The organism is Bacteroidales bacterium (assembly GCA_035353855.1).
Classification (GTDB): Bacteria; Bacteroidota; Bacteroidia; order Bacteroidales; family CG2-30-32-10; genus DAOQAK01.
Genome location: DAOQAK010000033.1, coordinates 33623 through 45948 on the forward strand (window position 1 = coordinate 33623; position 12326 = coordinate 45948).

The window sequence follows — 12326 nt, forward strand, 5'->3', positions numbered from 1 at the left end:
GACAAATTAAAAATGAATAAAAATGTCTAAGTCTACAAAAATTTTAAAAAAGGTAAGCAAATTAAATAATATCCTAAACTCTGAGAATGGTTCACATATATGGCAATTCTCAAGGGTAGGCGGTGTAAACAGAGTAAACCTTGAAACCGGAATGGATTTGGTTTCACTGGAATACCTGGATCAGAAACTATGGACTGCATTAAGCTGCCCCGTTTATGGAATGGAAATAGACCCCAAAACTCTTGAGCTTATTGATAGCGATAAAGATGAACGAATCAGGGTTCCTGAAATCCTTAACGCAGTAAAATGGATAACTTCTGTTATTAACAATCCTGATGACCTGGTAAAAGAAAATAAAAGTTTGCCTTTGTCGGCCATTAATGAAAGCACAGAAGAAGGGAAAAAATTACTTACATCTGCCCGGCAAATTCTTTCAAACTTAGGAATACCCGATAATACAGAGATCACTGTTGAAGAAACTTCGGATACTGTTAAAATCTTTGCAAATACTAAATTCAATGGCGATGGCATTATTACTGAAGATTCAACAGATGATGAAAAAATAAAAAAACTCATTAACGATATTATTTCATGTGTTGGTTCTGCAAACGACCTGAATGGAAAACCCGGTATTTCAATAGACCACGTAAATGATTTTTATAAAAACTGTGAAGATTATTCGAACTGGTACACTAAAGCAGAAGCTGATATAAAAAAAATATTACCTTTTGCTGATTCTACAGCCGAAGCATTTTCAGCTTTCAGTACTATCAAACATAAAATAGAAGACTACTTTTTAAGATGCCGTTTGGCAGAATTTGATTCTGATTCGGTTGATATTTTAAATTCACTGAATACACGATACGAAGGAATAAGTAAAAAAGACCTGTCTTCATGCATTGATGAAATAGCAGGCTTTACTCTTACAAAAATCGAAACAAAAAAACCGCTTCCACTTACAAAGGGCATTAATCCTGCATGGGAAAAAGCTATTGAAAATCTCAGGAATTTAGTAATCAACCCTGAATTTCCCGGCAAAGAAAATTTAACAGAAACCGAATGGGAAAATATATGCAGAAAATTTGACGATTACATTAACTGGCAATCTGAAAAAATTGGTGTAGCAGTTGAAAAATTAGGATTATCATTCATACGTGAATTGCTCAAAGGAAATTCAAAAGAATATTTATATTCATTAATTGAAGAGGATAAAGCACTTGAAGAGAATACAAATAATATATTTTTAGTTGATAAATTGGTAAGGTATTATCGCGATCTTTATAAACTGTTAAAAAATTATGTAACTTTTTACGATTTTTATTCACCCGATTCAAAAGCAATATTCCAGGCAGGAAGTTTATATATCGACCAGCGTTGCTGCGACCTTTGTATAAAGGTTAGCGATATGAACAAGCACAATGCAATTGCAAGATTAAGCGGAATATGTTTAATTTATTGTGAATGCTATTCCAAAACTAAAAATAAAGTAATGACTATTGTAGCTGCATTGACCGATGGAGATTTCGATGATATTGAAGTTGGCAGAAATGCAATATTTTACGATAGGCAGGGCGACGACTGGGATGCAACAATTGTAAAGATAATTGAACATCCTATAAGTATCCGACAAGCTTTTTGGTCGCCGTATAAAAAAGTATCAAAATTTATTTCCAAACAAATTGAAAAGTTTGCATCAGCCAAAGAAAAAGAAGTTGATACTGCAACAACATCAAGAATAGAAAAAACAACCGCTAAAGTTGACAATGGGTTAAAAACCTCTATACAAACTGCACCTGAAGCACCTGTACCTGTTAGCGTACCTGCTCCTCCTCCCCCGCATCAACCATTCGATATTGGTAAATTTGTAGGAATATTTGCAGCCATCAGTCTTGCACTTGGAGCAATCGGGTCAGTAATTGCATCGATGTTAACAGGATTTTTCGGACTTGTATGGTGGAAGATGCCTTTGGCAATTACCGGTATTATTTTATGTATTTCAGGGCCATCGATGATACTTGCATGGCTTAAACTTCGTAAAAGGAATCTTGCTCCTATTTTAGATGCAAACGGATGGGCAATAAATGCACGTGCTACAATTAATATTCCTTTTGGAAATACATTAACCCATTTGGCTGTATTGCCTGAAAATTCACATTTAAACCTGGTAGATCCATTTGTAAAAAAGAAAAAACCGTTTATCCCAATTTTAATAACGTTTTTTATCCTGCTTTGTATAGCAGCATACGTATTGTGGCATTACGGATTTCTTACAAAATGGGGAATATTATAATATCATTTGTTAATTTATATTTCTTAGTATAAAAAATAATCATACGGATACCGTGTAATATGTATTTCCTTTACTTTACGGTATAGCATCATTCTGAAATCTTCGATATTTTGTTTTTGAGTGGCTGAAATAAAAATGGCAGGCATATTATTTTTCGACATCCATGTTTTCTGAAGTTCATCCAGTGTAAGATTCTTTTTTGTAGAAGGAGTGAGATCATCTTCCTCTTTTTCAATAAATTTATATGCATCAATTTTATTAAAAACAATAATGGTAGGCTTATCGGAAGATTTAATTTCTTTCAGTGTTTGCTTTACCACATCAATTTGTTCTTCAAAATTCGGGTGAGATATATCGACAATATGCAATAAAATATCTGCTTCACGTACTTCATCAAGCGTTGATTTGAATGATTCCACAAGGCCTACCGGAAGTTTGCGTATAAATCCAACCGTATCTGAAAGTAAAAAAGGAAGATTTCCTATCACCACTTTTCTTACTGTAGTGTCGAGTGTGGCAAATAATTTATTTTCGGCAAATACATTCGACTTGCTGATAAGATTCATAATCGTGGATTTCCCCACATTGGTGTAACCAACCAAAGCCACGCGTACCAAGCCTTCCCTGTTGCCACGCTGTGTTGCCATTTGCTTGTCAATGGTTTTTAGTTTATCTTTCAGTAGCGAAATCCTATCACGAATAACACGACGATCCGTTTCAATTTCCTTTTCCCCCGGACCACGCAAACCTATACCCCCACGCTGTTTTGAAAGATGTGTCCACATTCGTGTAAGGCGTGGAAGTAAATATTCATACTGAGCTAATTCTACCTGGGTCTTGGCATATGCAGTTTTCGCACGCTTTGCAAAAATGTAAAGTATCAGGTTATTACGATCTAGTATCTTACATTCCAAAACATTTTCAATATTGCGTATTTGCGATGGACTAAGTTCATCATCAAATACAGCAACATCTATTTTATTTTCCTTAACATAATTTTTAATCTCTTCCAGTTTCCCTGAACCTACAAAAGTACTTCTATCAGCCATTACAAGTCGCTGTACAAATCGCTTCACAGGAATTGCTCCGGCAGTATCAACCAAAAAAGCAAGTTCATCAAGATATTCTTTAACACGCTCTTCGTCCTGCCTGGGAGTAATTATTCCAACCAAAATAGCATTCTCGGGAATTATATCAGTATAGATAGGATCAGGCATTCAGGATTTAATTTTTATTTCCCGCTGTAAAATAATATAACGAGACCGAAGCAATAATAAAATATATAGCAAGGTTGGCATCAACACCACCGGAAAAAAGCATAATTATTCGATATACAGAAACAAGAAATAACATAAGCCCCGAAAACACTGTAATTCCGGGTTTATTCATAAAACCACCTAAAAACAAGAGTGTTCCAAAAACAATATACACCAAAGCTACATAAAATTGTATGGTTTTGTATTCAAATCCTTTTAGTGTTCCAATAAAAGTTACAAATACAAAAACTGCCAAAGCTAATCGCATCAACCATGTTGCAAACGGCAGTAATCCTTTAACGGGTTTCATCTGGTTATTAAAATAAGTTTATAAAAATATAATTTTAGTTTTGAGGTATAGGGGTATAGGGTATAAAAGGTATAAGGAAATATTTTTTATTTTCCCTTTATACCATATACCTTATTCCTTTATACTTTCATTATTAAAACTCTTTATATCCAATAATTTCGCGTACTTCGCGTAAAGTTTTCGATGCACTTTCGCGAGCTTTTTCAGCGCCCTGTTTTACAACTTTCCTTAAATAATCTTTATCGGAATCAATCTCTTTAATTTTACTACGAAATGGTTCAAGGAATTTAATGATATCCTCAGCTAATTGTTTTTTCATATCGCCATAACGAATCTGGCAATTGTTGTAAAGATTATTGAAATGATCATAAGTATCGGCAGATGAAAGTGTTTTCATCAAACTGAAAATATTTTCAATAGCTTGTGGTTTCACCTGATTTGGTTCTGTAGGCCCTGCATCGGTAACCGCACGCATCACTTTTTTACGAATCACTTCGGGTTCATCGGCTAAGAATATTGCGTTGCCTTCACCTTCCGATTTTCCCATTTTTGTTGCTCCGTCGAGTCCCGGGATTTTGATCAACTCTTCACCAAAGTTAAAAGCATAAGGTTCTACAAAATATTCAACTTTATACATGCGGTTAAAACGGTTTGTAAAAGTACGCGCCATTTCAAGATGTTGTTCCTGATCTTTACCAACAGGCACTTTTGTACCTTTATGAATAATAACATCGGCAGCCATAAGTACCGGGTATGTAAGCAATCCGGCATTAATATTATCGGGATGTTTGCGGACTTTTTCTTTAAAAGATGTGCAACGTTCCAGTTCGCCAAGATATGCATTCATATTCAGCAATAAATATAATTCTGAAATTTCAGGAACATCGCTTTGAATATAAATTGTAGCTGCATCAGGATCAAGGCCACAGGCAAGGTATTCAACCAGAACCTGTTTTACATTATTATGTAAATCCTGCGGTGTGGGATGTGTTGTTAATGAATGATAATCGGCAATAAAAAAGAAGCAACGATGTTCATGTTGCATCTTTAAAAAATTTTTAATTGCACCAAAATAATTGCCGAGGTGCAAATTTCCTGTTGAGCGTATTCCGCTTACTACTGTTTCCATGCCGCGAAGGTAAGAAAAATTGTTTGTTGAAAATCAGCAAACTGATATATAGTAACAGTTCGGTAATTTTTCAGTAAATTTTGGGCTAAAGCCCAGTTTCATCGAGTTTTTTAACCCCGACCTTAAGGTCGGGGTTAATGTGAAACCCACAATTATCAAGGACTTTAGTCCTTACATAAAAAAATTACCGAACTGTTGATATCGAAAAATGAGTGAATAATTTTTTTTATTTATTTTTTCTTTTACAGAATTTATGTAACTTTGCATCCTCATTGTCCTGTGGTGTAACTGGCAACACGTCTGTCTCTGGAACAGAAGAGTTCAGGTTCGACCCCTGACAGGACAACAAAAAGCAAAAACCTCGTAATAATAATTATGAGGTTTTTTTATTTATTTCATATTTCATTTTAACTTTGATAAAAAAATTAATATTTATGAAAACTACTATTTATTCTTTTTTAATTGTTTGCAGTTGTTTGTTTTTTTCTTCATGTGCAAAAGACACACTTAGCGATGCCGAAAAATTAGCTGCATTAAAAAATGTTTCTTATACTTTTAATAATATCGGCTTCAATATTACTCTTCCGGCTAATGCATTGAACGGTAAAACTTTTGAAGAGCTGATGACAGAAGATTCGGCAACTTATGCTAATCCTGCTAATTACGGTATTGATTTCATTATTAATATGACTGCCGATAATACAAAAGAAAATGCAGAAGATGCAAAATTTGACGGAATGACTGTGAATATGGTAATGGATACTATTGAATCCTATCCTGTATCAACAGTTGCAAGTGGTTTTGAAGTATTAAAAAATACAACTCAACAGGTAAATGCCCAGGGAGGGATTAACTTAGAAACACACCGGCTTACGGGATTATATATTTTTAAACAGGTTGCAGCCGGCGCAGATCTGGCAACCACATTATCTACAATATTAAATTATAATGTAGGTTCACTTAGTGGTGTAATAAATATGCCCAGTGTTCAACAACAAATTCCTACTTCAGCATCCGATGAAATGAAAAATTTTCTTAACGGGCTTATTAATTCAGGTGTATTTGATTAATCGTTGATTTTTTAATAACTCATAATCTATCATGAACCTTCCGGAAGATAATATTCATAAACTTATTGTTGTAGGTGACCGCGTTTTAATAAAACCTAAAACACTTACCGACCGCACTAAAAGCGGGTTATATCTTCCGCCTACAGTAATTGAAAAGGAAGAAATTCAAAGCGGATATATCATTAAAGTCGGGCCGGGTTATCCTATTCCTAATAATGCTGATGATGACGACACATGGAAAAAAGAAAAAGATAAAGTGAGATATATCCCGCTGCAAGCCAAAGAAGGCGACCTTGCGCTTTATTTACAACGACAAGCCATTGAAATTGAATTTGAACAGGAAAAATATTTTCTTGTTCCACAGTCGGCAATACTGCTTCTATTAAGAGATGAAGGGTTGTTTGAATAAACCGAACTTAATTGATATCTTAAATGTTGTATTTTTTATTTTGTAAATCGAAAGAAAAGAAATTTGTTTCAACTTTTACTTTAATATTTTTTCTCAAGCTAAATATTTATTCACAAAATTTGGTTCCTAATCCAAGTTTTGAAGATAAAACAAAATGTTCTGACCAATATGCTGATTGGCTTGATGCACCAGAATTTTGGAATAGTGGTAGTTATAGCAGAGAATATTGCAGTTATGCAGAACATTATAATTCTTGCGGTTTAGCTAATTGGAAAGGGATGCCTCAAAACTACTTAGGGTTCCAATATCCGCATACAGGAAGTAGCTATGTAGGACTACAATTGTATCCCGAGTATAGAAGTGATTTTATTCAGGTAAAACTATGCGATACATTGAAAGCTGGTTTTAAATATCATGTTGCATTTTATGTTTCTCTAGCTAATAAATCCAATTATGCAATAAACAGTATCGGAGCATATTTATCAAAAAAGAAAATAAAAATATTGCGTGACCCAGGTTCTGTTAAAGATTATGAGGAGTTATCATTTTGCAAACCACAAATAACAAGCGACTTTAATAAAATTTATGATGATACTTTAAACTGGATGGAAATCTCGGGTGAATATATGGCAAAAGGCGGGGAAATATACATCATTATTGGCAATTTTAATTCTGATAAACAAACTCAAAAGGAATTAGTAAATTCCAAAAAAAAAGTGAAAGATGACGACTTAATTGCATATTATTTTATTGATGATGTTTGCGTTTCGGAAATTAAAAATAATAACTTTGATTGTAACTGCAACAATAATAATAGTTGTAAATGTAATCTACCACCAGAGAAAAAAATAAAATTCGAAGTTGGAAAACAAATAATTTTAAACAATATATTATTCGAAACAGGGAAAGCAGTTCTCCTTCCAAAATCTTATGAAGAACTTGATAGTCTTGTACTATACTTGAAGAAAAACTTAAAATTACATATAGAAATTTCGGGATATACTGATAATATAGGGGCAGAAGCATATAACCAGCTTTTATCTGAGAATAGAGCAAAAGCTGTTTCAAATTATTTGATTTTGAAAGGCATTGATAAATCAAGGGTTTCATATAAAGGGTTCGGAAGTATTAACCCAATTGCATCAAATGAATCGAATGAAGGTAGAACGAAAAATAGAAGGGTAGAAATTAAATTTTTAAAAATAAATAATTAGATGCATTGAAAATATCATTAGAATAATTACGAAGGGCGAATGTGAGAAACTCACATTCGCCCTTCGTAATTTCATTTATTTTTCCTTATGGTTTTGTTGTCGTTGTAGAAGCTTTTGTAAAAATATATCTTACATAATTTACTGAAGAAACCGTAATGTTTTCAGTACTCATGATTTCCCAACCATAGCTATAAAAATATCTTATCATATCTACTTCATTGGTAAATGTTTTGGGTGTTCCGTTTGTTTCTTTTATTCCAAAGTTTTCTTTGTCTCCGTTTACGCTTGGGCCTATTGTAAATTCAGTAGTGTTCACCGTTTTATCTACTCCTAAATCAACTATCATAGTCGGTTTAATTGCTGTTCTGCCCGAAACTACCTGCGAAGTATAACTTACCCATAATTCAATAAACATATTATTTTTTTTATCGCTTGTTTGCGAATAACTAAAATTATGTATGGCCATTAAAGCCATTGCAATAAGAATAATCTTTTTCATAATAATTGTTTTTGGTTTATAATTATTTAAGAATGAGAAAACGAATTACTCAAAAATAAATAAAAATAAAGTTACCAGAAAAATTAATTAAATTTTAAAAGAAGAATAAATTTAGTTACAGGACAATATATTCCCTACAGCATCCATAAATTCTTCATTGTGGAAGGGTTTCTCAATTATCTGAACAAATTTGTATTTGCAACATTTTTCTTTTATCTTCTCTTTAGTATTTGAAACCATTAAAATCAACGGAGTACGTATGAGATTATAAATTTTTTCGGCATTATTTAATTCAACAAAAAAATCGGAAAGGCTTGTGTCGATAAGTATTAAATCGGCGTTATTATAATTTTTTCTTTTTGATATTGCTTCCTGCAGCGATGAAGCTATTCCAATTACGTTATGCCCCTGGGTAGATAAGCGCTCTTTGATATCTAAAGCGATAATTGCTTCATGCTCAATGATCAGTACATTTCTTTTTTTATTCAGCATTTATATGTATTCGTAAATGATTTTATGTATTTATACGCAGCATATATCTATAACGTTTCAATACTTGATTATTTTATTAAAACAATCATTCCCATGTATTCGTGTTTTCTTCCTTTAATTGCAACAGCATTAATTTTGTATACATAAACACCTTGAATAATATCCGATGTTGAACCATTATTGTTTTCTGTTCCATTCCAGCCTTCTCCCCATTTTTCAGTTTCAAATACAATATTTCCCCAGCGGTTAAATATCAGCATATGATAATCTGTAGTATCAACATATGTTCCCTGGGGTAAAAAATAATCGTTCTTCCCATCGCCATTAGGAGTAAATGCATTAGGAATATAAATGGCATAATAATCATTTACATGAACAATATCGGTAACCGTATCGGTACATCCGTTTACATCAACCACAACAAGCATTACTTCATATGTTCCGGTATCGCTATATTGATATTGTACATTCTGTCCTACATCAAAATTCCCATCACCAAAAATCCATTCCCAATTCATTATATCACCAACAGCACTTCCATAAAATGATACAGGGTTATCGATAATGGTTGTAATATGTGGATTGATATTTAAATTTGCTTCCGGTCCGAGTGTGCTGTTTACCGTTACTGTTGCTGTATCGGAACACATTCCTGAAAAAACAATGACTGTATATACACCGGCAGCAAGATTTGTTGCTGTTTCAGTAGTTTGCTGCGGGTTGGTACTCCATGAATAAGAATATGCCCCATTTCCGCCTGTTGCAAATGCTGTAGCTGTTCCGTTTCCTTGTCTGCACAAATCATTTTGCGATGTTACAATAACTTCTGGTCCGCTAAGTTCTCCTATGGTTACACTGGTAGATGCAGTACATCCGTTTGCATCAGATACTATTACTGAATAATTTCCTGATGCTACATTTTGCAAACTATCTGTTGTTTGTACAGGTGAAGAGTTCCACGAATACGAATAAGGTGCTGTACCATTTGAAACAGTTGTAATTGCCATACCATCTGATGTTCCACAGCTAGCATCGTTTACCGATGCTGAAACGGATAAATTATTAACCTGACCTATTGTTACCGTTGAAATAGCGGTACATCCATTTATATCTGTTACCGTTACCGAATAATTTCCGGTAGGAACATTTTGTAAATCAGCCGTTGTCTGAATAGGCGAAGAATTCCATGAATATGAATATGGTGCGTTTCCTCCGGTAATAGTTGTCGTTGCCGAGCCATCAGAAGCGTTACAGGTTGCATTATTCACTAAGGAAGCAGAAACACTCAGGTCATTGATTTGACCTATTGTTACACTTGCTGAAGCGGTACATCCATTTATATCCGTTACTGTTACCGAATAATTTCCGGTAGGAACATTTTGTAAATTAGTGGTTGTTTGAACTGGTGTTGAATTCCATGAATAGGAATAAGTGGCAGTTCCTCCGCTAACAGTTGTTGTTGCAGCACCATTGGACGCTGTACAGTTTGCATCGTTAACTAAAGTAGCAGTAACGGACAAGTTGTTTATTTGACCAATAGTTACATTTGCTGTTGCAACGCATCCTGTAGAATCGGTAACCGTTACGGTATAATTTCCGGTAGGAACATTTATTAAATCTGATGTTGTTTGAACTGGTGTTGAATTCCATGAATAGGAATATGGTTCGCTGCCTCCGCTTACAGTTGTTGTTGCATTACCATCCGATGCAATACAGTTTGCATCATTAACTAATGAAGCTGTTATTTGCGGACCATTAAGCTGACCAACTATAACACTAGTTGTTGCAGTACAACCATTAGCATCGGTAACGGTTACTGTATAACTTCCAGCGATCACATTTATTAAATCAGGGGTGGTCTGTACAGGGTTTGAATTCCATATATAAGAATACGGTGACGATCCGCCTGTAACAATCGTTGTTGCATCACCATCAGACGCCTGACAATTAGCTAAAGTAACTGAATCAACACTAATATTCGGACCGGGAATATTATTTATTACAACCGATGCCGATGAAGTGCATGAGCCGCATGATACCGTAACAGTATATGTCCCAGCTGATATATTCGACGCTGTTGATGTAGTTTGCACAGGTAATGTGTTCCATAAATATGTATAATTTGTTGAACACGACGAACCTGTTATGCTTACAGTAGCGCTTCCATTTACTTTATTACAATTCTCATCTATTGTAGTTGTGGACAAGGAAACATGGTTTACGGTAACAGTAACATTGGCAGAAGCTGTTTGTGAACAATAATCAGTAATCGTAACGGAATATGTTGTTGTACTTGTTGGTGATACATTTATTGAACTCATAGTTGGATTTGTATTCCAAGTATATGAATACGGAGTAATTCCCCCGGAAACTGTTGCAGAAAGAGGTATGGTTGCTCCCCGACAAATTGTTGTATCATTATTTAAATTTACCTGTAGTAATGAATTATCCATTATATAGATAGTATCAGTCTGGGGAACACATCCACTTGTATAATTAATTATTACGGTTTCTGTCCCTTCATTTGTCCCATCAAAAATTGGATTGATAGGAATAGCAATAGAATCCTGACCTACAGGAATAGTAACACTTAAACCCGATGTATAATCTGTGCCGTTAACAGCTGTTCCTGTTAAAGTATAGTTTACAGTATATGGTGAAGTTGCAGGAGATGTTAACACAAAAGAAAAATACCCTTGAGAACAACCTTCTACTGCATTATTTCCAAATGTAGTATTCGAATAAGAAGAACTAACATTGCATACATTCGATGAAAAGCTATTGGCTTCAAGAAAAACACCCGAATCATATAAACCATTATAACCATCGGCAACAGCAAGTTTGATATGGTAGGTCTGACAGGGAACAACTTTACACCATGCTGTTAAAGGAGTTGTGAATCCTCCAAAAGCAATAGTAGTTCCGCCTAATGCCGCATTATCAACATAGTAATTTGAATAAGATAAAGATGTACATCCTGATGAATTATAACTACCTCCGGGAGTACCATTATTCACACTATTCACCGAAACCGGTAAAGCAGTTCCGGGAATAAGAGCCATATTGTATTTGTTATAATTTCCGCCGGCAGGATTAGGTCCTGAAATAAAAAAAGCAAAAATATCCTGATACTGCGAACAAACATAATTCGGGTATTCTTCCGAACCAAAAACATAACGAAATCGAATGGTATCAGAAAGCGGAATAAAGTCAAATTCAAGAATGCAAGGATCGAATGTAGTACATGTATTTATCGCTGTTAAATCGGCATCGCCAGCCAAACCTAAATTGGTACTCATAAAATAAGTAGCCGGATTTGCAATTTGAGTAACAGTCCCTGTACATAAAATTATTCCATTATTTAATCCCAGGTTTGTTGTACTTCCATTAGTAAACTGAGCACGAGAACCTGCCCCACCGGAATAAGAAATATTAGAAACCATAACGCCTCCGCCTATCAATACATTCTGAACTAACTGAGCCGGAGTAGGTGCAGTATTAATACTTAACTGACAAAAAGATTTGTAATTATTAAATAGGGTCTGCTGATAAAACCTGAGCGTTCTGAAAATACAATAAAAATATAGAACTTTGCCATAAATAAATGCAAGAAAAAATGGCAAAAGCACAAAAAAGCCGTGCATCAAAACATCCATA

Annotated in this window: 10 protein-coding genes and 1 tRNA gene; 5 read left to right on the forward strand and 6 right to left on the reverse strand. The window is 34.4% G+C overall.

The genetic code is table 11. The features are described 5' to 3' along the window. Positions 1 to 22 precede the first annotated feature (22 nt). Positions 23 to 2290 (forward strand): hypothetical protein, encoded by a 2268-nt coding sequence (locus PKK00_09620; GenBank protein ID HNW98652.1) that lies wholly within the window; start codon positions 23 to 25, stop codon positions 2288 to 2290. Positions 2291 to 2313: 23 nt separating this feature from the next. On the opposite strand, the gene hflX is transcribed toward PKK00_09620, so the two are convergent. From hflX to trpS, 3 genes are all read right to left on the reverse strand, one after another. Beyond that, the gene (hflX, locus tag PKK00_09625; protein HNW98653.1) at positions 2314 to 3507 is read right to left on the reverse strand and encodes a GTPase HflX; all 1194 of its coding nucleotides are present in this window, start codon (positions 3505 to 3507) and stop codon (positions 2314 to 2316) included. A 7-nt stretch (positions 3508 to 3514) separates the two neighbouring features. Next, positions 3515 to 3856 (reverse strand): hypothetical protein, encoded by a 342-nt coding sequence (locus PKK00_09630; protein ID HNW98654.1) that lies wholly within the window; start codon positions 3854 to 3856, stop codon positions 3515 to 3517. A gap of 133 nt (positions 3857 to 3989) precedes the next feature. Beyond that, a complete protein-coding gene (gene trpS, locus PKK00_09635; protein ID HNW98655.1) occupies positions 3990 to 4985 on the reverse strand; it encodes a tryptophan--tRNA ligase in 996 nt (331 codons plus the stop codon). 273 nt (positions 4986 to 5258) lie between these two features. Between trpS and PKK00_09640 the strand changes: the two genes are divergently transcribed. The 4 genes from PKK00_09640 (at position 5259) to PKK00_09655 (ending at position 7678) form a co-directional block, all read left to right on the forward strand. Continuing rightward, a tRNA-Gln gene (locus PKK00_09640) sits at positions 5259 to 5331 on the forward strand. Between the two features lie 88 nt (positions 5332 to 5419). Beyond that, positions 5420 to 6055: a hypothetical protein gene (locus tag PKK00_09645; GenBank protein ID HNW98656.1), complete on the forward strand. Its 636-nt coding sequence runs from the start codon at positions 5420 to 5422 to the stop codon at positions 6053 to 6055. Between the two features lie 31 nt (positions 6056 to 6086). Beyond that, a complete protein-coding gene (locus tag PKK00_09650; GenBank protein ID HNW98657.1) occupies positions 6087 to 6464 on the forward strand; it encodes a co-chaperone GroES family protein in 378 nt (125 codons plus the stop codon). 119 nt (positions 6465 to 6583) lie between these two features. After that, positions 6584 to 7678, forward strand: a complete 1095-nt coding sequence (locus PKK00_09655; protein ID HNW98658.1) for an OmpA family protein — start codon at positions 6584 to 6586, stop codon at positions 7676 to 7678. 85 nt (positions 7679 to 7763) lie between these two features. Here the strand turns inward: PKK00_09655 and PKK00_09660 are convergent, their stop codons facing one another. The 3 genes from PKK00_09660 to PKK00_09670 all read right to left on the reverse strand — a co-directional run. Next, a complete protein-coding gene (locus PKK00_09660; GenBank protein HNW98659.1) occupies positions 7764 to 8177 on the reverse strand; it encodes a hypothetical protein in 414 nt (137 codons plus the stop codon). A gap of 111 nt (positions 8178 to 8288) precedes the next feature. Then, positions 8289 to 8669 carry a response regulator gene (locus tag PKK00_09665; GenBank protein ID HNW98660.1) on the reverse strand — a complete coding sequence of 127 codons (381 nt, stop codon included), beginning with the start codon at positions 8667 to 8669 and terminating at the stop codon, positions 8289 to 8291. Positions 8670 to 8737: 68 nt separating this feature from the next. Further along, positions 8738 to 12326 (reverse strand): choice-of-anchor L domain-containing protein (locus PKK00_09670; protein HNW98661.1); only part of this gene is annotated, 3589 nt, incomplete at its 5' end.